Raw genomic sequence first — 25,898 nt, 5'->3', positions numbered from 1 at the left:
AGTAAGATACACCTAAGCTTGAGAAAGTTAAGTCAGGCAACCAGGTAAACGGTTACTTTGCAAATAAAGCATCCGCAAGTTAAAAAACAACTGGCTCGTATTGCGACTGGTGGTTTTTTTATGCCCGGTTAACAGTGGCTACCTCTGTGGCATTTAAACCGGTCAAAGTTGACCGTTTTTAATCCCTGAAAATCAGTAAGATACACCTAATCTTGAGAAAGCTAACGAAAGATTAAAAACAGACTTCCCGTGATAAACCCGATGCGGTGCTGTGTTGTGCAGTGCCAAGTCGGGTTTTTTATTTTTGCAACAAACGAGGATGAGATGAGCCAATTTCTAACACCAGACCTGTCCCGGGTGCCCATGCCAGAGCTGTTACAGGATGTGGATTTTGAGCACCAGCTAAACGAAATCAAACAGCGTTTTTTAGCGTCACATCCTCAGTATGCCGATGCCCTTAAACTGGAAAGCGACCCGCTGATGGCCTTGTTGCAAACCCTCGCCTACCAGCAGGTATTGAATACTCAGCAGGTAAATGATGCGGTCAAAGGCGTGATGCTGGCAACGGCCAGTGGCGCAGACCTGGATGCCATCGCATCGCGCTATAACCTGCTGCGCGACGAAGGTGAAAGCGATACCCGGTTTCGCCAGCGCATTCAGCTGGCCTTTGATGGCTTAAATACAGCAGGCAGCGCATCGGCTTATGCCTTTCATACTTTGTCGCTCGACCCGGCCATTCGGGATGTCACAGTTCACAGCCCGGCGCCCTGTGAGATTGTACTGACTGTTCTCAGTACAGAAGGCAATGGTACACCGTCACAGGTGCTGCTCGATAAAGTAGCCAAACACTTTGCTGCCCAGGGATGGGAGCACCAGCAAGCCTCTCGAGTCAGGCCCCTGGGTGATCGGGTGACGGTGAATGCGGTGCAGATTGTGCCTTACACAGTTAAAGCGCAGCTGATTGTATTGCCTGGGCCCTCAGCCGAAGCAATCCGCCAGGCCGCTGTGAAAAGAATGCAAGTGTATCTCGCCAGCCGACAGAAACTCGGCAAAAAAGTGACCCGAGCAGGGCTGTTTGCAGCCTTGCACCTGGAGGGCGTGGATGAAGTCAATCTGACTTCTCCTGCGTCAAATATATCCGTGACAAATACTCAATCTCCCTGGTGTGAGCATTACGAAGTAGAGGTAGTCGTCAATCATGAATGAGCTGCTTCCCAGTAATGCAACACCTTTGGTACGGGCAATTGAAAGCGAATTTTCCCGGCCCGACAAAATACGGTCTTTGCTGCTTAAAGTTTTGAACATCAAGGCGTTGAGCGAATCTAAGAGGCAAAGTCTGGCCGAACAATGGCAGCTAACGTCCTGTAGTGAAAGCGCTTTTTATCAGGCCGATATTAACCAGCTACTCACCGTGCTGTGGGATGACGTACTCTGCCCAGCGGCGATGTTACCGGCGCTTGCAGAGGCTTTAAAAATAGCCGACTGGGAAAGTTATCTCGATGACAGAGCGCGGCGGCGTGCGTTACAAGATGCCTGTATTTTACAGGATATTCGTCTGTTACTGCGTGCGATATGGGATCCTATGTTGTGTCCGGCCTCCCTGTTGCCCTGGCTGGCCTGGGCTATGTCGGTGGATGAATGGGATGAAACCTGGTCAGAAACACTGAAACGCCGGGTGATCCGCGACGCTTTTGCAGTGCACCAATACAAAGGCACGCCCTACGCGCTGCAAAAAGCACTCGACAGTTTAAATATTGCTACTGAAATCAAGGAATGGTGGCAGTCCGAAGGAGCGGACACCCCCTCTGATGAGGTCATGCCGCCTGGTACGGTTAAAGTGTGGGCACTGGTGAACCAGAATTTGGACGACCATCAGCAAGGACTGCTGACTCCCCAAATGCTGAAAAAAATCCGCCGGGTGATCAATGCCGTTAAGCGCGGCGCTATTCACGTGGATTTACAGCTGGGTATAGCACTGAGTGAATCTTTGGCACCTTTTGGGGCTGCACAATCGCCGCTCAATCTTATCGACCATGAAGCCACGGGGTTGGGGTGACACCAGACTCGACACTGGGAGCTGTGGCTACGGCCGCAGCGGGACACTTGCTCAATTGTCAGCACTGGCGTGCTGAGGGCGAGGGGATTACGCCGGATCCGAGCAACGGGGCAATGGCTGCCCATGCACTTGTTCAGTCATTAAATACCGCTAGCCTGAAGACCGAAAGTTCGGGCGTGATACCCGATTCTATGGCTGGCGCACTGGCGCTGTCTTCAGGGTTAGATGCGCTGAATATTCAATCTTTTCATTTCCAAGGAGTGACGTAATGTCAGCATTAACCTTGCAATTTACTCAGGTGGGGCTGGATGCGCTGTTGTCGGCGCGCGCCAGAGGCTTTAAAGGGCAAATCAGCCATATGGCCTTTGGCGATGCAAGCTACACCCCGTCTAAAAATCAAACCACGCTGCGTAGTCAAAAAGAGCTGGTGGAAATTGCCGACTCGGATTATACCGACGGTGAAAGCAGCAGCTTGAAAGTGGCCGCTAAATTCGAAGCGCCGCTGGAATACGCCATTGGCGAAATTGGTGTGTTTCTGGATTCCGGCGAAAAGCTTTCCAACGGTCAGCCCAAACTGATTTTGCTGGGCGTCTATTCTAAACCTAACACCACGCTTGGGTATCGCACGCCAGACGTTAAGGTGTTGCAGTGGCTAACCCTGAGCCTGACCCAGCTGCCCTCCGACAGTGTTGAGGTTAAACTCGGTGTCGATAACCTCAACCTGATCCTCGACAACGAGCTGGCCGAGCTGACCCTGGTGCAGCTAGATACCATGCACCGTCAGATCAATCAGGAATGGCGCTTAGTGGCGCTAGAGCAGGCTTGAAGATAGAGACTTACAAAGTTCAAAGGAAACTATATGACAACTGAAACTAAACCAATCTCGCAGCAGCTTACTGAGGTCGCAGGGCGTGCCAACGCATTGTGTCAGACTGTGGCCGATAAAGCCGGTGAAATAACAACCACACTGAATGCCAAGCTAGCGCAGGTTGATGCGCGTGTAACAAACGCTGAAGCGTCGCTCAATACTGAAATGGCTCAGGCTCAGTCTGAGTTTAATAGCTGGAAAAGTGGCCATACTGAGCTGGTTAACGGCTTGGATGTCCATAAGCAAGGCAAAATAAAGCGCTACTTTTTTGCGACTACTCTGGGTAATGGTGGATATACAGCAGATAGAGATGGACCTGACGCGGCTTTTCCGCATTGCGCCTCACCACAGGAACCCTATTACATCAATTTACTTGAATTTGATGCACAAAATGGCGGTGGTTTCGGTGCAGCCGGTGACTACTTTAAATGCGAAGTTATCATGACCCACCGGGGGATGTTTGCAACCAGTTACACTGAACACTTAGTGTTTACCGGTACGTCATTTCAGGACTGTGTTTCTGCCGTAATGGAAGCAAAAAGCATTGTACACAATAACCATTTGAGCCTGTTTATTTCGGAGCCGGACAACCCAGCGAAAGAAATTCCTTTGGGTTCGGATCTGGCTGGTTCTTCGGTTCCTGTGAATTTCAGGGCAATTGGTCAGGGATATGACTCGGGCATCGCGAGGTTAACTCTTAAAGTTGACCCAAGGTTCCATTGCGGCGCATCTCGAGCTATTAGCGTAAGCACTGAGTATACGTCGGAGCGCGGTCGCCCGAGTGCTGAGCGCATCAGTCAAAACCAACCAACATGGGAGCAATAAACATGGACATAGCAGAAAATGAAGCGCAAATGCCTGTTCAGCAACTTGCAGATGAGAGTCAATGGTACTCAATCAGGGCAATGCGCGATGCGTATTTGCGTTCAACGGATTGGTTAGTACTGAAATATCAGGAAACACAAGGCGCGATACCGGATGAGTTGAAGCAATATCGTCAGGCGTTGAGGGATTTACCGCAGGCATATAGCTCGCCGAGCGAAGTCGTGTGGCCGGCCAGGCCTGAGCTGTAATATCGTCCCCTTCGGGCACGTCGCCCGCCCTGACTCACTGATTGTCTTCGAGTCTTTTTAATCTAAGAGCAAGTCTATGCAACGAACGACCTTAATCACCCAGGTGCTTGAGCGCCTGACGACGTCCCTGGCACAGGTGGCTCAGGTGGATTATCTAATCCCGAGCCAGGTTGCCCCGGACCTGACCCAGCAAGCCCAACTAACAGTAACGCCGACACAGGAACGCCAGGCCAGCGAGCTGCAAAGTAAAGGCACCGATAAAGGTGTCAGCTATGGACCAGCGTACAACAAAAACCTCAGCCCAAACTTGCTTGACAGGCGGGTGCTGAGTGTGCAGCTCGATATTGCGTTGATGGATGGCGATAAAGCCAGGCTGCTGGAGAGGCTGGATGAGGTACTCAGCAAAGGCGAAGCCGCGATGTTGGCGGACGACGTGCCCACCCACTGGCAACATTTTATTGCCGAGCAAACGACCTTTGCGTTTAGTCAGCACAGTGAAGGGATTAAAGCACAGTTACAGCTGAGCTGGTCATTTTACTATCAGGTTGAACAGAGCGAGTCACCTGGTACGCCCATCACGGATGTTTATCTGGGGCAGCAGGGCTATGAGCACAAGTTAATCTACAGCACGCAAACGCCTGCTGGGGAGGTACTATGAACCTGGATCCCGCTCAATCTGAGCTAGCGCTATCTGACTTACAGCATCGTTTAAGCAAGCTGATCACGCTTGGTACGGTGCATGAAGTGGACTATGAAACGGCCCGGGTGAAAGTCAAAATCGGTGACTGGATCACAGCTAAGCTACCCTGGCTGACCGATATGGCGGCGCATAATATGACCTGGCGTGCACCGGAAATTGGTGAGCAAGTGATTGTCCTTGCGCCCTGCGGCGACACTGCCCAGGGCGTGATCCTGGGCAGTGTGTATAGTGCGGCAGCTGATCACCATAAACCCGACCATGTGTTAGGTGCGGGTGAAGGGGAAAGTTACGCTGTGGCAAGCAGTCGTGAACATGTGCACCGCACCCGCTATCAGGATGGCGCGCTGGTGGAGTATGACAACCAAAATCATGCTTACCATCTTTATGTGCCGGACACGGACGGTGAACAAACCGCGAAAATCACAATACATAGTGAAAGAGACCTTCGCATTGAGTGTGGGTTTAATGCGACGGTCGAAGTGGGCAATAACGCCTCAATTAATGTGGTTAAGGATGCCACTCTGACGGTGGGTAATGACGCTTCTGTCAGCGCCGAAAAGAACATTCATGTAACGGCAAAAGAAACACTGAACTTAAAAGGTAAGCAGATCAATATCAGTTCAACGGCACAGGGAATTGCTATCGCGGCGGAGACTGACTTGTTGCTCAATGCGAAGAATATGATCAAAGCACAGGAGTAAGCATGCCAGATATTGCATTAAACAATGCCAAGACCAATTTGCACAATGATTATAACCCAGCCACGGTGGCCGCAGCGCAAAGCACCTTTAAGGTCAATAAAGAAGCCGTGTTGTGTGTCAAAGACGTATTATCTGAGCACTTACACAGCAAAGACAGCAAGATACCGCCTCATGTTGGGCAGACAGTAACAAAAGGTGCGCCGGGTTTTACGATTGGGGGCAACGCCGTTGCCCGTGTGGGCGATCCCAGCGGCTGTAACGCATTGATTGAAGATGGGTATGCAAAGTTCATTGTGGGTAATAAAGGAGGTGAAGCATGATTGGCATGAATGCCCAGACAGGTAAGCCGCTGGGCGGCGTTGAACACCTGAAACAAAGTATTCGCGATATTGTAACGACCCCCAAGGGAAGCCGGGTGATGCGTCGCGATTATGGCTGCGGTTTGTTTGAACTTATTGACCGGCCGTTTTCACACTCTCTGGTTGGTGATATTACCATTGCCATTTCCAATGCACTTGAGCAATGGGAGCCGAGATTCGCACTTGAAGGGGTGGCGGTGCACCCGGCTGGAGACGGCAAATTATCAATCGCCATTGAAGGTTTATATCTTATCAATGGTGAACCGGTAACCATCGAAGGGATCCAAATCTAACTTCTGATTTTTAATTTTCTCAATTTATTTTTCAACTTAAGCCACAGTACCTGGGCTGCGTTTTGTCGCTGCTCGTCTGTGGCTTTTTTATTAGCTAATTGACATACCTTTAAAGGAGATATCTATGTCTGAATTTCTACACGGTGTAGAAGTCATCGAGGCGCAATCTGGTACGCGCCCTATTAAAACTGTAAAAAGCTCGGTTATTGGTGTTATAGGTACTGCCCCTGGCGCAGATACAGACGCTTTCCCGGCCAATACACCAGTATTAATCGCAGGTAAACGTAGTGAAGCCGAAAAGCTGGGAACTGACGGTACACTGCCTGCTGCACTGAGTGGCATTTTTGACCAGGCTGGCGCCGCTGTGGTTGTGGTACGTGTTGAAGGTGCCGATGAAGCCGCTGTGATGGCAGCGATGACAGACGATTCAACGGATGACGGCAAGTATAAAGGGGTATTTGCCTTTTTAGGTGCAGAGTCTGTACTGGGTGTTGCGCCACGTATTCTGGTTGCGCCGGGTTACACGCATCAACGTGATGGCGGTGCTAACCCTGTGGTCAGCAAACTAGTGGGCGTGGCTGAGCGACTTCGTGCGGTGATCATCGCAGATGGTCCAAATAGCACAGATGCGAAAGCCATTGAATATCGTGGTGATCAGAGTTCACGTCGTGTATTCCTGGTTGACCCACATGTTCGCGTGTTCAAAGACGGTGTTGAAAAGGTTGAGCCAGCCAGCGCACGTGTTGCCGGTATGATTGCCAAATCGGATAACGACCGCGGATTCTGGTGGAGTCCGAGTAACACTGCCATGAATGGCATCGTCGGTACTGCTCGTCCGGTGGACTTCCAGCTGGGTGATAAACAGGCGCGTGCTAACCACCTGAACGAAAATGATGTAGCAACTATTATCCGCCAAAACGGCTTTAAGCTGTGGGGTAACCGTACGTGTTCTGGCGACCCGAAATGGGCTTTCCTGTCAGTGGTTCGTACCGCAGACATGATCAATGACTCACTACTGCGTGCCCATATGTGGGCGGTTGACCGTAACATCACCAAAACCTATATCGAAGATGTGAAACAGAGCGTGCAGTCTTACCTGGACAGCCTTAAAGCACAAGGTGCAATCCTGGGCGGCGAAATCTGGGCAGATGAAGAGCTGAATACACCGGAAAACCTCCAGGCTGGCAAGGTGTACTTCAGCTTTGACTTTACGCCGCCAACCCCGGCTGAGCACATCACCTTCAAGAGCATTCTGACAAATAACTACCTAGAGGAAATCGTATAATGGCAATGTCTCCTAAAATCCTTAAAAAATTCAAACTGTTCGTAGACGGCAAAGGCTACCTGGGCATTGCAGATGAAATTCAGCTGCCAAAAGTCACAGTCAAAACCCGCGAAGTGACATCGGGCTTTCAGGCACCGATTGAGCTGGACGTGGGCCAGCTTGAGAAACTCGAAGGCAACATCACTTTACTTGAATACAATGCTGACATGATGAAGCTGCTGGGAGACTGGAGTGGGGCTACCACACCATTGACAGCACGTGGTGCGATTCAGGCACAGGGTCAGCCACCACAACCTGTGGTTGTGACCCTGGAAGGCTTCTTCAAAGAAGTGGACATGGGTAACTGGAAAGACGGCGAAGAAGCTAAGCTGACGCTGCAATATACAGTGCAGAAGTACAAGCTGGAGATCAACAACGAAGTGATCTACGAAATTGACCTGTACAACGACGTACGCAAAATCAACGGCACAGATCAAATGGCACTGTTACGCGCTGCCATTGGCGCTTAATTCGCGTTCTTGCCTTGAGATGGCGGGTGCTTCTTACCGGTTTAGTAAGTGGTAAGGAGTGCCCACCTGCGCACTGAAAAAATAAAAATAGGAGCAAAAGCATGAAAGAAATCATTACCCTGGCATTTCCAATTACGGTTGACGGGCATGAGTATGCCGAATTAACTATGAGACGACCTAAAGTACGTGACCGGTTAATGGTGGATAAGGCAGATATCAGCGAGTCGGAAAGTGAAATTCGTTACTTCTCCAATTTGTGCGAAGTCTCGCCGGATATCATCGAAGAGCTTGACTGGAGCGACTTTGTGAAGCTCAGAGAGACCTTACAGGCTTTTCTCGTATCCCGCCCAGGCGCTTAAGAGCTATGGTGATCGCCTTAGCCAAATACACTGGCTGGGGCCTGGCCGAACTCAATGCATTGACCGAGGATGAATTAATCGACTGGTTCAATGCTGCGGTTGACTACAAAGAGGCAACCTCTGCGTCCTGATCCGTTGCGGGTCATCCCTCTGCAAACATGCGTTTTTGCGCATGTTTGTAGTTTCAATTGCCGGCATTGCTCAGTGGCTTTTTTCAGGCTGTTTAGCAATGCCACACTCCACCTCCTTTCATTCTCTGGTATCACTTCTTAACTCTTTCAGGTAAATCTATGAAACAAGGAACTGTCGAACATCTTCGTGCTCCCGGCGGAGCCAAAAATAAAGTTAAACATCGCCTGGCGCAGAGCAATGGCGTGGACCAGCGACTGGCGAAACTCGGCCGGGCACTACATTCTTTGCAGCTACAAAGTGATGCCAGTGCAGCCTCTATCGGGCAATTACTTGCACAACTTCAGGCGCTGGCGTTATTAGCCCCTCAAAGTAGCGATTTGCACAAGCGTCTGCAATCTGTGATGGCACAACAGGTGCCGTCGGGGCAGCCTGCGTCAGGTGAGGGGACTGTCAATCTGAGTGTGGATAATGCGCTTTCTTCTGGGGTATCAGACGCCTTGCTGGCGTCCTTGGATAACCTTGGCGCTGTGATTACACGCCTTGTTGCTCAAAATGAACAAGCCTCTCAGCCCGGTGGTGCCAGTCAGATTGCAAGCGCAACGGCGCCTGGCTTTGCACCGGTAAACACGTCCGAGGATCGTCAAAGCTCGGTTGAACTGAATACCTTCGCGGATGCTGACAGTGGTGCTACAGCGATACCTGTCTTTGAAGGTGCCGTAGATGTATCGGCCGTGACTGCATTGTCTCAGTCTGTAAATGCTGAACTGAACGGCCTGACCACATTGATGCCTGAAGTGGCGCGCTCTCTGGATCTCGGCCAGGCAGTCGCTGCGTTTCAATCCGCATTACCAGTATTGCAAAATCAGGACCTCAAGGCGTTGCTCGAAGGGGGCCTGAGTGGGCTAAAAACGGCTTTACCCGCGTTGATTGACGCCGTCGACTTGTCTCAGCTACAGCAGGCATTGGCTTCAGAATTACCGGCACTGGCGCAGTTAGACTTGTCTGGTGCATTGCGTGGTGATGTACAGGCTTTAGCAGCAGAGCTGCCGCTCATGCTCAGTGCGTTGCAGCTGGATGGCGTCTCGGCCAGTGTTTCACAAGCCTTACCTGCACTTGCACAATTGGATATGCCTGCGATTGCCTCTGGAGAGCTGGATTCACTGGTTCAGGCGGCACCGCAGCTATTTCGGGCTTTGAACATGCCCGGTGCATCACAGGCGATGAAAAAAGCCCTGCCGGTACTGAGTAAACTTAACGCACCAGCGATCGTTGAAGGCGACCTCAGCAGTTTACTGGACGCTGCGCCTGAGGTTCTGCGCGCATTTGAGTTGGAAGGGGCCGCAGATAAATTGCAGGCCGCAATACCCAGCCTGATCCAGCTTGATCTCAAAGGTATTGCGCAGGGCGATGTGTCCACTTTGATGAACGTGGCGCCTCAATTGCTGAGTGCGCTGGAGTTGGGTGATGCCGGCACAGCTATGGCTGCCGCGCTTCCTGCGTTACAAAAATTTGATGTTGACGGGTTACTCAGTGGCGATCTGACCTCGCTGGCCGAAGCAGGCCCGGATCTGCTCAATGCCCTGGGCATGGAAGATGCGGCAGCCCTGTTGCAACAACACGCTGGTATTGTACAAAAGCTGGACATTCGGGGCGTGATGAGCGGCGATTTAGCCTCGCTGGGAGAGGTTGCACCTGCGGTATTTGATGCACTGGATATGCCCGGCGCATCGGCTGCAATGCAAAAGGCGATGCCGGTGCTGAGCAAGCTTAATGCCCCGGCCATTATGGAAGGCGACCTGAGCAGTTTACTGGACGCAGCGCCTGAAGTGTTACGTGCGTTTGATCTGGACGACGCCGCTGATAAGTTGCAAACCGCCATTCCCGGGTTGGCCAAGCTTGATCTGAAAAGCATCGTGCAGGGGGATGTCTCCAGCCTGATGAACGCCGCTCCTGACTTGCTCAAAGCACTGGACCTGGGAGATGCTGGCGCTCTACTTGAGTCGGCTTTACCAGCGCTACAGAAATTCGATGTGGACGGGCTTTTGAGTGGCGATTTGTCGTCTCTGAGCGAAGCTGGCCCTCAGTTGCTGAGTGCTTTTGGTATGGATGATGCGGCCTCGTTGCTGCAACAACATGCTGGGGTGTTCCAAAAGCTCGATGTAAAAGGCGTACTGGATGGCGATTTGTCATCGCTGGTTTCTGCTGCACCGGATCTGCTCAATGCGTTTGGTATGGATGGCGCGGCATCTTTGTTGGCGCAACATGAAGGAGCGCTCAGCAAGCTGGATTTTAAAGGACTGATGAGCGGTGATTTGTCGTCTCTGGGCGACGCCGCATCTGAATTTTTGAGTGGTTCCGGTTTATTTGGCGAAACGGATGGGGGCGCTGAGGGGGCGAGTGTTTTTGATGACCTTGACGGGCACTTAGAAGACGAGCCTGAAGAAGAGAAAAAACGGCCTGGTAAACGCAAAAACAAGGGCAAACCTAAGGGTAAGTCAGGTTCTAAACGAGGGCGAAATAAAGGGAAAGGCCGAGCTGATTCAGAGTCAAAAGAGGACACCAGCAGAAAAAACAAGCGCAAGCCAGCGTCACAGGGCAATACAATTCGTGCGCTCGATACTGGCAGGCAGCTCCCCAATGCGACATCGAAATCAATAGCAGTGCAGGCTGCGGCAAATGACGCCAAGTCTGGCAAGCTGGGGCAGTTTGCAGGTAAAAAAGGCGGGCTGTTCAGTCGTCTGCCCGGGGCTAAAATGCTCGGTAAACTGGCAGCCCCTTTGAGTGCGGTGATGGGGGCCGTTGATGTTGCAACCACCTTGTCGGATGACAGCCTGAGTGCTGAGCAGAAAACTCAGCAGGTTGGCAGTGCGGTCGGTGGAGCAGGCGGTGCCTGGGCAGGGGCAGCAGCAGGTGCTGCAATAGGCTCAGTGATCCCGGGGATAGGCACTGCCATAGGCGGTTTGGTCGGAGGCGCCCTGGGTGCGATGGGGGGGGAGTCTGTAGGCGGCTGGCTGGGTGAAAAACTCGGAGGCTGGTTTGCTGACGATGAACCTGCTAAATCTCAGGCGACATCAGACACCGGAGGTAATGTCGGGGCAACTCTCGTTCAATCCAATGAAGTTGGTGCGCCCGACACGGCCTCACAAAGCAGCGCTAATAACACTGTGCTGGGCCTGGCCGAAGGTTTTATCAAAAACCAGTTTATCAATCCGTTTAACCTGGCCGCAGGCACCGCATCTGCGTTTGCTGGATTAACCGGGAATGATCAGAGTCGCGTACATAAAGTGGCTAAAGCAGGCAATTTTGTCGGTGATGCGTTGAACTATCACACTGTGTGGCAGGCCGCCAACGATGAGTCTTTAAGTGGCTCACAAAAAGCTGGGGTGATTGGCGGCACGCTCGGGGGCATGTTCTCAGCCAAGGCCGTCTCTGGGTTAATGGAAAAAAGTCGTAACCCCTGGTTGAAAATGGCTGCGCCACTGGCTGGATTTATTACCAATGCTGCGGTGGGGTCGCAAATTAGTAGCTGGTTTAGTGCTGATAAATCGACCGACTCGGAAGGTGTGGCAGCCGACAAGGCCAACATTGCAAGCACGCCAGAAGCGCTGTCAACCTCGCTGGGCTCACCATTAACACACGCAGGATCCGCGCCTGTTAATGGTGACACAGCGCATCAGGGCGCACAGGTAACGGTCAATGCCAATATCACAGTTAATGCGCGCAGCGGCGAACAAGCTCAGGACATTGCTATTCAGGTTAAGCAGATCCTTGAACAGCAACAACAACAGGCCGTTCACGATTTGAATGCGCGCTATTTCAATCAGGTGGCTTAAACCCACATTTCATTCTTCAGGTGAATAATGAGCAATACCAATCATGCCAGGCATATGATGCAGCTGGGTGACTACAAGTTCTCGGTCAGTACAGCGGCATTTAACAAGCTGAAATACGACACCCAGTATCGCTGGAAGTCGCTTGACGCCCCGACAAACAAAAACAGCCCATTGATGCAGTTTATTGGGGTGGGAGAACAAACACTGGATCTGGAAGGCACTATCTTCCCGCAAATCGTCGAAAACGGGCTAAAGCAGCTCGATTATATGCGTGAAGAGGCGGCCAAAGGGCAGCCTTTGACGCTGGGTTATGTAGAAGAAAGTGGCAAGACCAATCCCAGCGTGGGCAGGGTCTTGGGGAAATGGGTGATCAACAGCATCAGTGAAACCCGAACTTTATTCTTTAATGATGGCATCCCCCGGGAGATTCAGTTTTCCATGCGCCTGAGTCGTTATCAGGCGGCACTTAAAGAGCCCGAATAAGGAGAAGTCATGAAAGGTGTAAATTATGTGACTCGTGATGGGGACTGTCTTGATCTCATTTGTTATCGCCATTACGGGCAAAGCGTCGGCACGGTTGAAAAAGTACTTGGGGCAAATGCGGGCCTGGCTGCGCTGGGCGCGATTTATCCGGCGGGTGTGGAAATTTTTCTTCCCGAGCTGCCTAAGCCGAAGACCAAACATGTGATTAATATTTGGGATTAACCATGAAGCAACAGCCCTATTTTTCTATTAAAGCGAATGGTAATGAAGTCACCAAGAGTCTGAAAGATCGGATCGTTGAAGTGAGTGTAACGCAGCGGACTGGGTTGCTCAGCGATGTGTGTATGGTGCGCTTCGATAACCTGGAGGAGCTGCCAATTCAGCTCCCAGAGCCTGGCAATGTACTGGAAATTGCGCTGGGGTACAAAAACGGCACGCCAGACAGCCATGCTGCACTTACTCCGGTTGGTAAGTTTGATGTCGGGGCATACGAACTCACTGGACCTGCCCGGGCGCTCACTTTGTATGGCAACAGCATAATGTGGGATGCCGACTTTAAATCGCCAAGATACCGTTCCTGGCCTGAACAGGGGAGTGACGAACCAATCACACTTGGCGACCTGGTGGCTCAAATTGCCTCGGAGTATGGGCTGCAAAGTGGCGTGAGCGAGGCACTGCAGAGCATTACCCTGGAGCACCTGGAGCAAAGTGAAAGTGATATGCAGTTGCTTACACGGCTTGCCCGACGCTACGACGCGGTGATGAAAATTGCGGCAGATAAATTGTTGTTTGTTACCAAGGGTGACGGGCAGTCTTTGTCAGGACAAACCGTGACTTCGGCCGCACTCAGCAAGCACCACTTAATACACTGGTCCAGGGCAACCAGCCACTATCGCTTAGTGGCTGGTGTGCTTTGCTATTACTACGATACGCAGCAGGCACAGCGGATTGCGGTCCAGGCTGGTTCAGGGACGCCTGTGGTGACTTTACCGTATCTCTATCCGGATGAAGCGGCTGCTCAGGCCGCAGCAAACAGCCACCTGACTCGCCTGAAACGTGCCCATGGAGAAGTGTATTTATGTGTGCCTGGTGACCCAGACATTGTCGCCGGTGCTTTGCTCACGGTGGATGAAACGGTGGAGTACCTCGAAGGTGAATGGTTTATCAAAGAAGTAACCCACCAGCTAACGTCACAGGGGTATGTGTGCCAGATCAAAGCAGAGCAACCCAATTAACCCTGCCTTCATGTCGGCCAGACGTGATTTCGTCCTTTCTCATTTCCTGCCCCCTCCCATTACCTGGCGTGACTAATACGTCGGGTAATGCCCTACCTGTCGCTAAACTAAAATAACTCTATATCATCATCTGGGTTTGCTTTTTCCTGCCTCTCCTGCAACATATCCAGCACTTCTGCTAATTGCTCCTCAATCACTAAGCCGGATTTTATTTTTTCTTCAGCAGCGGTTTTGGCTGTTTGGATCATGTTGACCAACAGCTCCTCTGAGGCTTCTGAAATGTCGTTGTCGACACTGAGGGTAGAGAACAAAACTTCTAATTGGATTTCCATATCGTCAATTAAAGTGGCTATCCCATTCTTAATGTCGGTATTTTGTGCCCTGAAGTCCAGAATGGTTTGTTTCATAGTTTGTTCCGCCAGGACTTTGCCTGTGCACTGTTCCAGCCCGTCCATCATGTAGGCAAGATAGTCTCGCATCGAGCCGGCTCTGTCCGGATCTTCAGGCATATTTTTAACCAGCAAAGACGCATGGCGCCAGTTAAATGCGGCTCTGTGCTTGCCAAATGTCATAATCCGATTTGCACCTTGTAAAGACTCAAGTAAAGCGGCATCAATATTCTTGGCTATCCCGTCATCAAAAAAACAAGGGTTGGTTCTCAGATCGCGAATGATCAGCGAACACTTTAGTCCAAATCTGCGGGTGAGTTTAAAAACTGCCCGGGCAAGATACGTTAAATCGTGACAATGAAAACTGTCCCGATAAAACCCCATCACAACGCCTAGTGACGACAGATCTCCCAGCGCCTTAACAGCGACTTCTTCGGCATGGACTGACCCCGTTTTACGTGCTTTGAGCAAGATAGACACTTTTGTGAGCAGCTCCTGCTCATCAACTGGTTTGGCAATAAAATCGTTGCCACCGGCATCATAGGCCTTTAAGCGCTCTTCTAATGAGCTTAAGTCTGAAAAAAACAGAATGGGCATAGTATGGCCGGCAAGCCTTATTTTGTATGCAGCTTCATAGCCATTCATATGTGGCATCTGAATGTCCATCAAAATGAGGCTAGGCAAGCATGAATCGACCAGTTTAAGTGCCGCTTCGCCATCTTGTGCAACTTCTACCCGGTACTGTGATGACAGCATATGTGTATGATATTCGATTACAAAGTCGTCATCATCAACGATCAGGATTGTCTCCATTCAGCTCACCAGTTTCGTTTACATCGTAGTGGCTGACAGGTGCAATACGCTGCAATTTTCTTCCTTCAGCCCCCCAAGTTCTCAATTCAAGACTAGAATACAAAAAGAAACTTTACCAATGACCTATTGGATGGGGAAAGCCGTGAAACTTTGGTTACTTGCACTGGCGTTTACGCTGATTGCCGGGTGCTCTGATACATCTCGCACACAGCTCAGAGTCGGGTTTAACCTCTGGCCGGGTTACGAAACACTTTATTTGGCGAAGCAAAACGGTCTGTTGAATGAGAATATCAAGCTGGTTGAGTTACTGTCTGCGACCGACACCATGGATGCATTTCGTCATGGCCGAATCGAAGTAGCTGCACTGACACTTGATGAAGCCCTGTTGTTGGTAACTGAGGGAATTTCACTCAAAATCGTCCTGGTTATGGACATATCAAACGGAGCGGATGCCGTGGTTGTGCGTGGATCCGTCTCTGAGTTGGCACAACTCAAAGGTAAGCGGGTAGCCTATGAACAAACTGCCGTTGGTGCTTTGATGTTGCATGAAACTCTGGATGCGGCACAGTTGAGCATGGCGGATATTGATGCCGTCCACCTGCCGGCAAATCAGCATTTTAGGGCTTTTCAGTCACGTGCCGTTGATGCGGTAGTGACGTTTGAACCGGTCACGACTCAGCTTGTGAATCAGAATCATAAAATTATTTTTGATAGTGCGCAGATCCCGGGCAAAATCGTTGATGTGCTGGTGGTCAGAACCGCACACCTAAGCCATTATCATGAAGCGCTACAGACATTGGTTTCGGCCCAGTTTTCGACACTAGAATATATAGAAAAATACCCTGAAAACGCAGCTCAGCTAATGTCTCCCCGGCTTGGCCTGCAACCGCATGAGCTGTTAACCGCACTCGATGGTATTACACTGGCTGATGCCCCGACCAACCGTTCTTTGTTAGTGGGTAAGGGAACAGAGCCCCCTTTGCACTCAACCGTAGAGCATCTGCTATCTGTGCTGGTAGAGCATAATATGATTGATGATGTGGCTGATGTGCAAGGTCTGGTTGATACGAGGTTTATACTGCAATGAGGCAGCCAGGAGTGCCAACGTCCCTGGCATTTTGGGTGCCTGTGGGCGTTTTGTTACTGTGTCTGGCTGTACTGAGCCTCAGTACTATGGTGATTTATACTGGCAGCCGGGATGCCTCTTATGCAAGCCATCAGTCACATGCTAATTATTTGCTGATGACATTGAAGCGCCATGTAGAAGTAAACCTGAGTTCCGACAGGCCTGAAGAGATCCGCCATGATTTATCTGTTATAGGCACTGTGCCGGAAGTCATCAGTATTGTGGTTGCGGATCATACCGGGCGCATACGATTCAGTAATCAGTTTGCCGAAATTGGTAAACCCCTCCAGGATATTACCAGTCATGGTTCTGATAAGGCAGTTAAAGCCGCCCGAAGCAGCAGTATGCCACTGTTGTCCTTTACTGCTGACCACACACAGATAGAGGCGTTTCAGCGCTTTGCTTTGCCCTCCAGTACAGAGTTGCGCTCTACTCGCTTTGGCACTATTTATCTGCGCTATAATCTTGCGCTGAGTGAACAGGCGTTATGGCACAATATCCGGTTAAATCTGGCCCTGATGTGGATAGGGTGCGGGATACTCATTCTGATGGTAATGATACTGCTCAGGAAGCGGGTTATTGCGCCTCTGAGTGACCTTGCCAGGCAGGCCTCTTTGCTTGCTGAAGGCACTTATACACATCAGAAAGTGGAGTCCGGATTCAAAGAGATAGCAGCGCTGAGCAGGACGTTCAACTGGGCAGCCAGTGCCATTCGTGAACACATATCTTTGCTGGATAACAATCAGCGAGAACTCGAATCCCGCGTTAGATTACGTACAGCGGAGCTACAAAGTGCCAATCTGAATTATGAACAGGCACAAAAAATGGCGCGTCTGGGGCGTTGGGAGCTGGAACTGCAAAGTGGTCTGGTCCACTTGTCTCAGGAGGCTTACGACATCATAGGTGCTTCTGCGGCGCAGCCGGTAACCGTAAATACCCTGTTTGGTCATACCGATGTCGCCTCTGATACGGCGTTACAGGCTATTTTTGATAAGCAGCAACAGCATCATGATTTTAATTATGAGTTGCATAATAACGGGAGCTGTCGTTTTATTCGGCTGGTGGCTGAGCGCTCTTTGGACAGTAATACTGGTCACTACAAGCTTGTGGGTATTGTGCAGGATATTTCTGAGCAAATGCGCAAAGAGCGCTCGCTAATAGAAAATCAGGCCATGACTCGCGCCATTATTGATACGGCAGCCGATGCCATCATAGTGATCAATATTCAAGGAGAAGTTCAAGAGTTTAGCCCGGCTGCGGAGGAAATGTTTGGTTACGCGCGAGACGAAGTGTTAGGAAACAATTTGCGTATGCTGATGCCAGAACCAAATCGAAGCAGCCATGATCAGTATATGCAGAACTACTTTGATACGGGCATTAAAAAAGTCATCGATAACAAACGTGAGGTGACCGCACGCAAGAAAAATGGCCAGTGTTTTCCCATCGACTTGGCTGTTGCAGAAACTAAAGTGGGGGAAGTGAATTATTTCACCGCCATCATTCGGGATATTACAGACCGTAAAGAGGCAGAGAAAAAGCTCCTTAAAGCAATGGAGGCCGCACAAAGTGCGACCCGTGCTAAGTCGCAGTTTCTTGCCAATATGTCTCATGAGATTCGTACTCCCATGCATGCAATCACCGGGTTAACCCATTTAGCGCTCAAAATGGATGCGCCACCAAAAATGCATAACTATCTGAAAAAAATACGTTATGCCGCGGATAACCTTTTGGTGATCCTGAATGATATTTTGGATATTTCTAAAATTGAGGCGGGCAAATTGAGTGTGGAATCTGTGCCGTTTCGTCCACAAATACTTATTGAGCATATTTGTGGTCTGATTGCTGCGCGTATTGATGAAAAACAGCTGGATTTTGAGGTAAACCAGGACCCCGCGTTACCCGAGGTCCTGATGGGAGATTCACTCAGGCTCAGTCAGATATTGCTCAATTTACTCAGTAACGCAGTTAAATTCACACCTCATTATGGCAGTCTATCTTTGCAGTTGGCGATTAAGACCCTGACGGAGTCCAGTGCAAAAATTGTGTTCACCGTATCTGATTCCGGCATAGGCATTTCACCGGAGCAGCTGCAAACCTTGTTTACTCCTTTTACTCAGGCGGATGCATCAACAACTCGTCAGTACGGTGGAACCGGCCTGGGTCTGGCAATCAGCAAAAACCTGGTGAAACTGATGGATGGCAGGATTTGGTGTGAAAGCTCTGTGGGGAAAGGTACACGTTTTTTCGTGGAAATCGACTTTCCCATTGCAACCGCCACGACTGAATCTCCACCGCAAATTGGTACGCAGATTGAGCAGGGGGCCTTGCCAGAACTACTAGGAGGAGCACAGGTACTTCTGGTTGAGGACAACGATATCAATCGGGAAATTGCACAGGAGATACTGACTGACGCGGGTATGCAGGTGCTTACTGCCGAACATGGAGAAGAAGCGCTGGAGCTATTACAGGAAACTCCAGTTGATCTGATCCTGATGGATTGCCAAATGCCGGTCATGGACGGTTATACCGCAACCCGGGAGATTAGAAAAAGCGCAGTCTGTCGAGAGGTGCCGATCATCGCGCTGACCGCAAATGTTATGCAACATGATCTGCAGGAAATCAAAGCCTGTGGTATGGACGATCATATCGCCAAGCCAATAAACGTTGAGTTGGCTTATCAAAAAATATATCAATGGCTTAGCCGTAAACAGAAGCCGACTCGTGATGAGGTGCCTGTGGTCACAGAGTCTGCCGATATGCACTTATCAACGATAATACCAACGCAGGATAATGCACAAAGTGAATTGCTCGATGTGGCGCAAGGGCTCAGACATGTTAATGGCAACGAGGCGTTTTATCATAAAATGTCTGATAAGTTTATTGATGCACAGAAAGGGTTTTGTACACGGCTGAGGCAAAGGCTGCAAGTAGAGGATATTGAAGAGGCAGCCAGAATGGCACATACATTAAAAGGACAGGCTGGTTATCTTGGGCTGGTGCGCTGTGCTGAGCTTGCTGCGCAGTTGGAGCTGGCCATTGTGCAGCAAAGTCCCCAGCAGGCAAATTTGATTCTGGAACTCGAAGACGTATTGACGCGTTCCTTCCATCTGCTCAAAGCGGCATTTTAGGAGGTGAGTAAAAGAGGGTTTATTTGGACGGCTAAACATCTAGAAGTTGAAATTTATTCCTGTTGCTTCATAATGTCTCAAGTTAACGGATCTATCTTTAACGGTCCTAGTCACTGAGGGGAATATCATGCCAATCACAGTCACCGACGACTTACCTGCCATTAGCCATTTGCGCCACGAAAATGTCTTCGTGATGCCACAAAGCCGTGCCAGTACGCAGGAGATCCGACCAATGCGGCTGGCAATACTCAATTTAATGCCCAATAAAGTAGAAACCGAAGTGCAGTTTATTCGTCTGCTGGCCAACACGCCCTTGCAGGTGAATGTGGATCTGCTGCGCCTGGACACCCACCGTAGCTCCGACAACTCCGAGCAGCATCTGAATATGTTTTACCGTTACTTTTCGGATGTCAGAGAAGAAAATTATGATGCGCTGATTGTTACCGGCGCACCACTTGCTCACCTGGAATATGAAGAAGTGACTTACTGGGAGGAGTTGCAGGCGTTTTTCGACTGGGCCGAGCACCATGTGACATCGACATTGTTCTCCTGCTGGGCGGCACATGCGGGTCTGTTTCATCATCATGGTCTGAAGCGGGAACTTAAAAAAGACAAGCTGTGCGGGGTGTTTCGCCACCGCTGCTACTTTGAACATGGTGCACTAACCCGTGGCTTTGACGATGAATTTTTGGTGCCCCATTCCCGTTATGGCCATATTGAGGCCAGTAAAATCGATGCCTGTGAGGAGCTGGTGACACTGGCTGGTTCTGAGCGAGTCGGCGCCTATTTAATTAAAAATGTGTCTGGCAGTCAGGTATATATTACCGGGCATCCGGAATACGATGCCGACACTTTGAGTAAAGAGTATTTTCGGGATTGCGAAAAAGGGCCGGATGCACCCAAGCCGGAAAATTATTTTCCTGAAGATGATGTTAACGCCAAGCCATCTAAGACATGGCAAAGCCATGCCTTTTTGTTATTCTCCAACTGGTTAAACTACTATGTTTACCAGACCACTCCGTACGATATTAATCTGGTTAGCCAGGATGTAAGGACTAACAATTATGCCGAATAAAGATATCACCACCGCGATTGACGGCGCAGCCATTGCCGATGAACTTAAAACGGCCATGCAACAGCGTATTTTGATCCTCGACGGTGCTATGGGCACCATGATCCAAAAACACAAATTTGAGGAAGAGGACTATCGGGGCGAGCGTTTTAAAGACTGGCATGTCCTGATCAAAGGTAATAACGACCTGTTAAGCCTGACTCAGCCTGAGGTGATCCGTCAGATCCACCGTGAATATCTTGAAGCGGGTGCGGACATTATTGAAACCAATACTTTTAACGCCACCACTATTTCGATGGAAGACTACGATATGGCCAGCCTCAGCCGGGAGATTAACGTCGAGTCGGCTCGTCTGGCAAGGGCTGTGTGTGATGAGTTTACCGCGAAAGACCCGAGTAAACCGCGTTATGTGGCCGGTGTCCTTGGGCCAACCTCAAAAACCTGTTCAATTTCACCGGATGTCAATGACCCGGGTTATCGCAATGTGTCATTCGATCAGCTGGTTACGGCCTATATTGAGTCGACCGAAGCCTTAATTGAAGGCGGCGCGCACCTGATTTTGATTGAAACCATCTTCGATACACTGAATGCTAAAGCGGCGGCGTATGGGGTGGAAGAAGCCTTTGAGCGTACCGGTATAACCTTGCCTGTGATGATCTCCGGCACAATTACCGACGCCTCGGGACGTACCTTGTCGGGCCAAACGACCGAAGCCTTTTACAACTCTATCCGTCATATCAAACCGATTTCCATCGGACTGAATTGCGCGCTGGGACCGGATCTACTGCGTGCCTATGTCGAAGAGCTGTCGCGGGTGTGTGAAACCTATACGTCGGTACATCCGAATGCGGGTCTGCCCAACGAGTTTGGGGAGTACGATCTGGAAGCCCCTGAAATGGCAAAAGAAATCATCGACTGGGGGAAGGAAGGCTTTATCAACATTGTTGGTGGTTGCTGTGGTACAACACCCGACCATATTCGCGCTTTTGTGAAAGGGCTGGAACAGGTGGCACCACGCACGTTGCCTGAGCTTGAAGTAAGAATGCGCCTGGCGGGCCTTGAAGCCTGTAATCTTAATTAGGAAGTACTGATATGACGCAATCTACAGCCATTTTTACTAACGTTGGTGAAAGAACCAATGTGACCGGCTCGGCGCGTTTTAAGCGTTTGATCCTGGAAGAAGATTATGAAGCCGCACTGGATGTCGCACGCAGCCAGGTGGAAAACGGCGCGCAGGTGATCGACATCAATATGGATGAGGCCATGCTGGATTCCAAGGCCGCCATGGTTAAGTTCCTGAACCTGATTGCCTCAGAGCCGGATATTTCCCGCGTGCCAATCATGGTCGACTCCTCTAAATGGGAAGTGATTGAAGCGGGTTTGAAGTGTATTCAGGGCAAGGCCATCGTTAATTCTATTTCGCTCAAAGAGGGCCGCGAGCCGTTTGAACGCCAGGCGAAAATCATTAAGCGCTTTGGCGCTGCTGTGGTGGTGATGGCGTTTGATGAAACGGGTCAGGCAGAAACGGCCGACCGCAAGTTTGAGATCTGTGAGCGTTCTTATCGCATTCTGGTGGATGAGCTGGGTTTCCCGCCTGAAGACATTATTTTTGATCCCAATATCTTTGCTGTTGCGACTGGTATTGAAGAACACGATAACTATGCCGTTGAGTTTATCGAAGGTACCCGACGCATTAAACAGAATCTGCCGCACTGTAAAGTGTCGGGCGGGGTGTCGAATGTGTCTTTTTCATTCCGGGGTAATAACCCGGTGCGTGAAGCCATTCATTCGGTGTTTTTATATCATGCTATTCAGGCCGGTATGGACATGGGCATTGTCAACGCCGGTCAGCTGACGGTATACGATGATATTCCCGATGAACTGCGCAAGGCGGTAGAAGATGTGGTCCTCAATACCGATCCCGGTGCCGGTGAGCGTCTGGTAGAGATAGCGCCTAATTACTCGGGGATGGCACAGGCTGAGAAAGCCGAAGATCAGGAGTGGCGTAGCTGGCCTGTGGCCAAACGCCTGGAGCATGCGCTGGTCAAAGGCATTACTGAATTTATTGAAGAAGACACAGAAGCCTGTCGCCAGCAGTTTGATAAACCCATCGAGGTGATCGAAGGTCCATTGATGGACGGTATGAACGTGGTCGGTGATTTATTTGGTGCCGGTAAAATGTTTCTGCCTCAGGTAGTTAAATCTGCACGTGTTATGAAGCGAGCGGTGGCCTATCTGGACCCTTATATTGAGGCTGAGAAGCAGGCCGGTCAGAGCAACGGTAAGATCATCATGGCCACGGTAAAGGGCGATGTTCATGATATAGGTAAAAACATTGTCGGTGTGGTGCTGCAATGTAATAACTACGAGGTCGTGGACTTGGGTGTGATGGTGCCGGCAGAGAAAATTCTGCAAACAGCCATAGATGAAAATGCCGATGCCATTGGGTTGTCGGGTTTGATCACCCCGTCGCTGGATGAAATGGTACATGTCGCTAAAGAAATGACTCGTCGGGGGTTTGAGATCCCGCTGTTGATTGGCGGGGCAACCACGTCGAAGGCGCATACGGCGGTCAAGATTGAACCTCAGTATGACAAAGGGGTGGTTTATGTTAACAATGCCAGCCGTGCGGTGGGAGTGGTTTCCAGTTTACTGAGCGCTTCACAAAAGCCGGGCTTTTTGGAAAAAACCGCCAGTGAATATGTTAAGGTGCGTGACCAGCAGGCGCGTAAAAAGCCCCGCTCAAAACCCGTGACATTGGCCCGCGCACGTGACAATGCGGTTAAACTCGACTGGGACAATTACACCCCACCGGTACCCAAAAAGCTGGGCATCACTGAGTTTAAAGATGTCAGTATCGCTACCTTGCGTGAGTATATCGACTGGACGCCCTTTTTCATGACCTGGACGCTGGCCGGTAAATACCCGCGTATTCTTGAAGATGAAGTAGTGGGTGAGGAAGCGAAAAAGCTCTTTGCCGATGCCAATACTATGCTTGACGAGCTGATTGCTAAAGGCAGTTTACAACCGCTGGGTGTAATTGGTTTATTCCCGGCAAACCGGGTGGGTGATGACATTGAAATCTATCGCGATGAAAGCCGTGAAGAAGTGCTGCTGAAGTCTTGTCAGTTGCGCCAGCAGACCGAAAAAACCGATTTTCCGAACTATTGTCTGGCCGATTATATCGCGCCGAAAGGCACGCCGGATTATTTTGGTGCGTTTGCGGTCACCGGTGGTCTGGAAGAGGATGATTTAGCTGAGGTGTTTGAGCAGCAGCAGGACGATTACAACAAAATCATGGTGAAAGCGGTGGCAGATCGTCTGGCTGAGGCCTTTGCAGAATACCTGCATGAACAGGTGCGTAAGCAATACTGGGGCTTTGCTGAAGATGAAAAGCTTAGTAATGAAGAACTGATCCGCGAGAACTATCAGGGGATCCGTCCGGCACCGGGCTATCCTGCATGTCCTGAGCACACTGAAAAAGATAAAATCTGGCAGTTGTTGGATGTGGAAAACCGCATTGGCATGAAGCTCACCAGCTCTTATGCCATGTGGCCGGGCGCGGCGGTATCAGGCTGGTACTTCTCGCATCCGGACTCCAAATACTTTGCCGTGGCAGCCATTCAGCAGGATCAGGTTGAAGATTATGCCAAACGTAGCAATATGACGTTGGCAGAAGCCGAGCGCTGGCTTTCGCCCAACCTGGGGTATGAACCACAACCATAACCAACTAACATGAGATCCATCAGCTCATCTGTTAGGCGCGTGACCCGCGCCTTTTCTTTTACTTTCAAAATATTGTGTTGATCCTTTGCGCATCAGCTGATTTCTGAATCTTTTGGTTTGTTACATTTGATTACGGTTGGGCTTGATCTATTGCGTTTATTGCAATAGATTGTGCGGCTTTTATTCATGGGGAAATCGGGATATGAAGGTGAACAGCGCAAGTAAAGTGGCACTAGTCCTAATGGGCTTATTCGCGTTATCGGGGTGTGAAGGCGTTGGTGAAGAGGAAGCGAACGGCGATATCTCATCGGGTTCAGGTAGTAATCTTTCCAGCAGTGGTAACAGCTGTAATTTACAGGAACTTATTACGGATGCTGACAGAGAAGCGGCCAATGCGTGTGGTGTTCAGGCGTCATCTCAGATAGCAAATGCAGATGTTTATTACACCGCTGCTGTCAAAGCGTGCCGTAGTGGCGAGACGGGCACAGACCCTAAAACCGGTCGCACAACAACATATAAAGATACGTATGATGTTTATAAGCAAGCGTCTGAATATGCGCTCACAGTGGTTGATCAGATGAACTGTGGGGCGAACTCAAGTGGCCAATCAAGTGGTGGCGTCATAGTTCCGGATACGAATGTCGTGCAACACAACTTGTGTGTTGGTTATATTGATGATGGTAAAAAAGCATTGGGCGTTTGCTATGGACCTGTTAAACAGCACAACACCGAGTGTGGTGATAACCGTGTCAATTACTTAAAAAGCTTTGAAACATCTTCTGCCTGTATCACCGAGCGTGATAGCTGGGTAAAAAACGCTTTCAATAACTAAGTGAGGAATGCCTGTGATCCGTTACATGTTGCTGATCTTTTTGGTAGGTATGGTCTCAGGCTGGATTCTGCGTGGTGCCGCTGTGGCGCCACCCGTTGCAGAGGAAAAGGGCTTAGCTACAGCTCTGATTCAGAGCTCGAAAAGTGAACCGCAAAGGGCACAGAGCCAGCCAAAGACAGAGGTTCATACACACACTGCGCCTGCAGGTACTGAGCTCATCAACAACACTATGGTCGAAACGGCGATCCGTTTTGCAGATGAAGACACGCTGGCTCAGTTTGCAGCGTCTCATGGTATTCTGGATGAAGACAGTTTACTGCAGATCACGGACGTTCGTGCTGCCGCTCAAAGGCTTGCAGACATTGCGCTAAACAGTGATTTACAAGAACAAACGGAACAGCTGAATCATGGCAACTCTATAATACTTTTCTCGTCTCAGGCAGAGTTTGAGGCCGGGTACGCTGTACAGAATATTTTCCCTGCGAACGCAGGCGATATAACCGCTATTTTTGAAACCGGTGCTGATTATGGTCATAAAGTGCTGGTGAAATGGGTTAGAGAAGACGACAATCAAATCGTCGTGTTTCGCAATGTTGCGATTAAATCTGCAGATAGTCAGCATTTTGTGCGTTATCATAAGCCCTTTTGGCCTGCTGGCCGCTATCGGGTTGAGATATACGCAATTTCTGATCAGTTTCCTCTGTTATCAAGAGGGCATTATCAGGTGGTGACCCCCTAAATTATCCTTGTGTTTGGATAATTATTTAGTTATTATTTGTCCCTTGCTTTAAATAACCTCTGATTTAAAGCGTCATAGAAGTAATGCCCTCTTGCCTTGATCCAGTAAGCCCGCATTAAAAATTACAAGTAGAGCTTATTATAGTCAGGCGATATACCACTGCAGTTACCCCAGCCGGGGACGTTGT

General features: G+C 50.0%; 26 protein-coding genes. 25 read left to right on the top strand and 1 reads right to left on the bottom strand.

The annotated features are described in order from the left end of the window. Nucleotides 1–324 precede the first annotated feature (324 nt). The 18 genes from ELR70_RS19515 (at nt 325) to ELR70_RS19435 (ending at nt 13,886) form a co-directional block, all read left to right on the top strand. Complete coding sequence (locus ELR70_RS19515; protein WP_054015551.1) at nt 325–1,206, top strand: baseplate J/gp47 family protein; 882 nt, start codon at nt 325–327, stop codon at nt 1,204–1,206. Continuing rightward, nucleotides 1,199–2,056 carry a phage tail protein I gene (locus ELR70_RS19510; protein WP_128064685.1) on the top strand — a complete coding sequence of 286 codons (858 nt, stop codon included), beginning with the start codon at nt 1,199–1,201 and terminating at the stop codon, nt 2,054–2,056. The genes ELR70_RS19515 and ELR70_RS19510 overlap by 8 nt, the downstream gene beginning before the upstream one ends. Then, nucleotides 2,053–2,325: a hypothetical protein gene (locus ELR70_RS19505; protein ID WP_128064684.1), complete on the top strand. Its 273-nt coding sequence runs from the start codon at nt 2,053–2,055 to the stop codon at nt 2,323–2,325. The genes ELR70_RS19510 and ELR70_RS19505 overlap by 4 nt, the downstream gene beginning before the upstream one ends. Next, entirely contained in the window at nt 2,325–2,882 is a 558-nt protein-coding gene (locus ELR70_RS19500) for a hypothetical protein (protein WP_054015372.1), read from the top strand. Before ELR70_RS19505 ends, ELR70_RS19500 begins: the two co-directional genes overlap by 1 nt. A 33-nt stretch (nt 2,883–2,915) precedes the next feature. Continuing rightward, nucleotides 2,916–3,749 carry a hypothetical protein gene (locus tag ELR70_RS19495; RefSeq protein WP_054015371.1) on the top strand — a complete coding sequence of 278 codons (834 nt, stop codon included), beginning with the start codon at nt 2,916–2,918 and terminating at the stop codon, nt 3,747–3,749. Between the two features lie 2 nt (nt 3,750–3,751). Further along, nucleotides 3,752–3,997, top strand: coding sequence for a phage tail assembly chaperone (locus tag ELR70_RS19490; RefSeq protein ID WP_054015370.1), 246 nt, complete (start codon nt 3,752–3,754; stop codon nt 3,995–3,997). A gap of 76 nt (nt 3,998–4,073) precedes the next feature. After that, nucleotides 4,074–4,655, top strand: coding sequence for a hypothetical protein (locus ELR70_RS19485; protein WP_054015369.1), 582 nt, complete (start codon nt 4,074–4,076; stop codon nt 4,653–4,655). Beyond that, complete coding sequence (locus ELR70_RS19480; RefSeq protein ID WP_082353190.1) at nt 4,652–5,398, top strand: phage baseplate assembly protein V; 747 nt, start codon at nt 4,652–4,654, stop codon at nt 5,396–5,398. Before ELR70_RS19485 ends, ELR70_RS19480 begins: the two co-directional genes overlap by 4 nt. Nucleotides 5,399–5,400: 2 nt before the next feature. Next, entirely contained in the window at nt 5,401–5,718 is a 318-nt protein-coding gene (locus ELR70_RS19475; RefSeq protein ID WP_054015368.1) for a PAAR domain-containing protein, read from the top strand. Continuing rightward, entirely contained in the window at nt 5,715–6,050 is a 336-nt protein-coding gene (locus tag ELR70_RS19470) for a GPW/gp25 family protein (RefSeq protein WP_054015367.1), read from the top strand. The genes ELR70_RS19475 and ELR70_RS19470 overlap by 4 nt, the downstream gene beginning before the upstream one ends. Before the next feature lie 124 nt (nt 6,051–6,174). Continuing rightward, nucleotides 6,175–7,335 carry a phage tail sheath C-terminal domain-containing protein gene (locus ELR70_RS19465; protein ID WP_054015366.1) on the top strand — a complete coding sequence of 387 codons (1,161 nt, stop codon included), beginning with the start codon at nt 6,175–6,177 and terminating at the stop codon, nt 7,333–7,335. Then, complete coding sequence (locus tag ELR70_RS19460; protein WP_010385144.1) at nt 7,335–7,844, top strand: phage major tail tube protein; 510 nt, start codon at nt 7,335–7,337, stop codon at nt 7,842–7,844. Before ELR70_RS19465 ends, ELR70_RS19460 begins: the two co-directional genes overlap by 1 nt. Nucleotides 7,845–7,945: 101 nt before the next feature. Further along, entirely contained in the window at nt 7,946–8,203 is a 258-nt protein-coding gene (locus ELR70_RS19455; RefSeq protein ID WP_010385143.1) for a phage tail assembly protein, read from the top strand. Between the two features lie 5 nt (nt 8,204–8,208). Continuing rightward, nucleotides 8,209–8,334: a hypothetical protein gene (locus tag ELR70_RS25740; RefSeq protein ID WP_268795159.1), complete on the top strand. Its 126-nt coding sequence runs from the start codon at nt 8,209–8,211 to the stop codon at nt 8,332–8,334. 159 nt (nt 8,335–8,493) lie between these two features. Continuing rightward, entirely contained in the window at nt 8,494–12,168 is a 3,675-nt protein-coding gene (locus ELR70_RS19450; protein WP_054015365.1) for a hypothetical protein, read from the top strand. A 27-nt stretch (nt 12,169–12,195) separates the two neighbouring features. Continuing rightward, nucleotides 12,196–12,651, top strand: a complete 456-nt coding sequence (locus tag ELR70_RS19445; protein WP_054015364.1) for a phage tail protein — start codon at nt 12,196–12,198, stop codon at nt 12,649–12,651. Nucleotides 12,652–12,660: 9 nt separating this feature from the next. Continuing rightward, on the top strand, nt 12,661–12,873 hold the full coding sequence (locus tag ELR70_RS19440; protein WP_054015363.1) for a tail protein X: 213 nt from the start codon (nt 12,661–12,663) through the stop codon (nt 12,871–12,873). Between the two features lie 2 nt (nt 12,874–12,875). Then, nucleotides 12,876–13,886, top strand: coding sequence for a contractile injection system protein, VgrG/Pvc8 family (locus tag ELR70_RS19435; protein WP_054015362.1), 1,011 nt, complete (start codon nt 12,876–12,878; stop codon nt 13,884–13,886). Between the two features lie 107 nt (nt 13,887–13,993). Here the strand turns inward: ELR70_RS19435 and ELR70_RS19430 are convergent, their stop codons facing one another. Beyond that, nucleotides 13,994–15,088 (bottom strand): response regulator, encoded by a 1,095-nt coding sequence (locus ELR70_RS19430; protein WP_054015361.1) that lies wholly within the window; start codon nt 15,086–15,088, stop codon nt 13,994–13,996. A 142-nt stretch (nt 15,089–15,230) separates the two neighbouring features. Between ELR70_RS19430 and ELR70_RS19425 the strand changes: the two genes are divergently transcribed. The 7 genes from ELR70_RS19425 (at nt 15,231) to ELR70_RS19395 (ending at nt 25,711) form a co-directional block, all read left to right on the top strand. Continuing rightward, entirely contained in the window at nt 15,231–16,175 is a 945-nt protein-coding gene (locus ELR70_RS19425) for an ABC transporter substrate-binding protein (RefSeq protein ID WP_160317376.1), read from the top strand. 11 nt (nt 16,176–16,186) lie between these two features. Further along, nucleotides 16,187–19,342 carry a PAS domain-containing hybrid sensor histidine kinase/response regulator gene (locus ELR70_RS19420; protein WP_160317375.1) on the top strand — a complete coding sequence of 1,052 codons (3,156 nt, stop codon included), beginning with the start codon at nt 16,187–16,189 and terminating at the stop codon, nt 19,340–19,342. Nucleotides 19,343–19,469: 127 nt separating this feature from the next. Then, nucleotides 19,470–20,417: a homoserine O-succinyltransferase gene (gene metA, locus ELR70_RS19415; RefSeq protein WP_054015358.1), complete on the top strand. Its 948-nt coding sequence runs from the start codon at nt 19,470–19,472 to the stop codon at nt 20,415–20,417. A 55-nt stretch (nt 20,418–20,472) separates the two neighbouring features. Continuing rightward, on the top strand, nt 20,473–21,495 hold the full coding sequence (locus ELR70_RS19410; protein ID WP_128064789.1) for a homocysteine S-methyltransferase family protein: 1,023 nt from the start codon (nt 20,473–20,475) through the stop codon (nt 21,493–21,495). 11 nt (nt 21,496–21,506) lie between these two features. Beyond that, nucleotides 21,507–24,140, top strand: a complete 2,634-nt coding sequence (gene metH / locus ELR70_RS19405; RefSeq protein ID WP_054015356.1) for a methionine synthase — start codon at nt 21,507–21,509, stop codon at nt 24,138–24,140. A 202-nt stretch (nt 24,141–24,342) separates the two neighbouring features. After that, nucleotides 24,343–24,972 carry a hypothetical protein gene (locus ELR70_RS19400; protein WP_054015355.1) on the top strand — a complete coding sequence of 210 codons (630 nt, stop codon included), beginning with the start codon at nt 24,343–24,345 and terminating at the stop codon, nt 24,970–24,972. 13 nt (nt 24,973–24,985) lie between these two features. Further along, nucleotides 24,986–25,711 (top strand): hypothetical protein, encoded by a 726-nt coding sequence (locus ELR70_RS19395; protein ID WP_128064683.1) that lies wholly within the window; start codon nt 24,986–24,988, stop codon nt 25,709–25,711. Nucleotides 25,712–25,898 lie beyond the last annotated feature (187 nt).

The organism is Pseudoalteromonas sp. R3 (assembly GCF_004014715.1).
Lineage (GTDB): Bacteria > Pseudomonadota > Gammaproteobacteria > Enterobacterales > Alteromonadaceae > Pseudoalteromonas.
This window is presented reverse-complemented; position numbering and strand designations above follow the sequence as displayed.

What these genes read in the sequence shown, in the direction of transcription:
- ELR70_RS19460 (WP_010385144.1), top strand. Translation starts at nt 7,335, where the DNA reads ATGGCAATGTCTCCTAAAATCCTTAAAAAATTCAAACTGTTCGTAGAC.
- ELR70_RS19455 (WP_010385143.1), top strand. Translation starts at nt 7,946, where the DNA reads ATGAAAGAAATCATTACCCTGGCATTTCCAATTACGGTTGACGGGCAT.
- ELR70_RS19515 (WP_054015551.1), top strand. Translation starts at nt 325, where the DNA reads ATGAGCCAATTTCTAACACCAGACCTGTCCCGGGTGCCCATGCCAGAG.
- ELR70_RS19445 (WP_054015364.1), top strand. Translation starts at nt 12,196, where the DNA reads ATGAGCAATACCAATCATGCCAGGCATATGATGCAGCTGGGTGACTAC.
- ELR70_RS19495 (WP_054015371.1), top strand. Translation starts at nt 2,916, where the DNA reads ATGACAACTGAAACTAAACCAATCTCGCAGCAGCTTACTGAGGTCGCA.
- ELR70_RS25740 (WP_268795159.1), top strand. Translation starts at nt 8,209, where the DNA reads ATGGTGATCGCCTTAGCCAAATACACTGGCTGGGGCCTGGCCGAACTC.
- ELR70_RS19410 (WP_128064789.1), top strand. Translation starts at nt 20,473, where the DNA reads ATGCAACAGCGTATTTTGATCCTCGACGGTGCTATGGGCACCATGATC.
- ELR70_RS19440 (WP_054015363.1), top strand. Translation starts at nt 12,661, where the DNA reads ATGAAAGGTGTAAATTATGTGACTCGTGATGGGGACTGTCTTGATCTC.
- ELR70_RS19470 (WP_054015367.1), top strand. Translation starts at nt 5,715, where the DNA reads ATGATTGGCATGAATGCCCAGACAGGTAAGCCGCTGGGCGGCGTTGAA.
- metH (WP_054015356.1), top strand. Translation starts at nt 21,507, where the DNA reads ATGACGCAATCTACAGCCATTTTTACTAACGTTGGTGAAAGAACCAAT.
- ELR70_RS19430 (WP_054015361.1), bottom strand. Translation starts at nt 15,088, where the DNA reads ATGGAGACAATCCTGATCGTTGATGATGACGACTTTGTAATCGAATAT.
- ELR70_RS19435 (WP_054015362.1), top strand. Translation starts at nt 12,876, where the DNA reads ATGAAGCAACAGCCCTATTTTTCTATTAAAGCGAATGGTAATGAAGTC.
- ELR70_RS19510 (WP_128064685.1), top strand. Translation starts at nt 1,199, where the DNA reads ATGAATGAGCTGCTTCCCAGTAATGCAACACCTTTGGTACGGGCAATT.
- ELR70_RS19465 (WP_054015366.1), top strand. Translation starts at nt 6,175, where the DNA reads ATGTCTGAATTTCTACACGGTGTAGAAGTCATCGAGGCGCAATCTGGT.
- metA (WP_054015358.1), top strand. Translation starts at nt 19,470, where the DNA reads ATGCCAATCACAGTCACCGACGACTTACCTGCCATTAGCCATTTGCGC.
- ELR70_RS19500 (WP_054015372.1), top strand. Translation starts at nt 2,325, where the DNA reads ATGTCAGCATTAACCTTGCAATTTACTCAGGTGGGGCTGGATGCGCTG.
- ELR70_RS19485 (WP_054015369.1), top strand. Translation starts at nt 4,074, where the DNA reads ATGCAACGAACGACCTTAATCACCCAGGTGCTTGAGCGCCTGACGACG.
- ELR70_RS19450 (WP_054015365.1), top strand. Translation starts at nt 8,494, where the DNA reads ATGAAACAAGGAACTGTCGAACATCTTCGTGCTCCCGGCGGAGCCAAA.
- ELR70_RS19490 (WP_054015370.1), top strand. Translation starts at nt 3,752, where the DNA reads ATGGACATAGCAGAAAATGAAGCGCAAATGCCTGTTCAGCAACTTGCA.
- ELR70_RS19400 (WP_054015355.1), top strand. Translation starts at nt 24,343, where the DNA reads ATGAAGGTGAACAGCGCAAGTAAAGTGGCACTAGTCCTAATGGGCTTA.
- ELR70_RS19475 (WP_054015368.1), top strand. Translation starts at nt 5,401, where the DNA reads ATGCCAGATATTGCATTAAACAATGCCAAGACCAATTTGCACAATGAT.
- ELR70_RS19480 (WP_082353190.1), top strand. Translation starts at nt 4,652, where the DNA reads ATGAACCTGGATCCCGCTCAATCTGAGCTAGCGCTATCTGACTTACAG.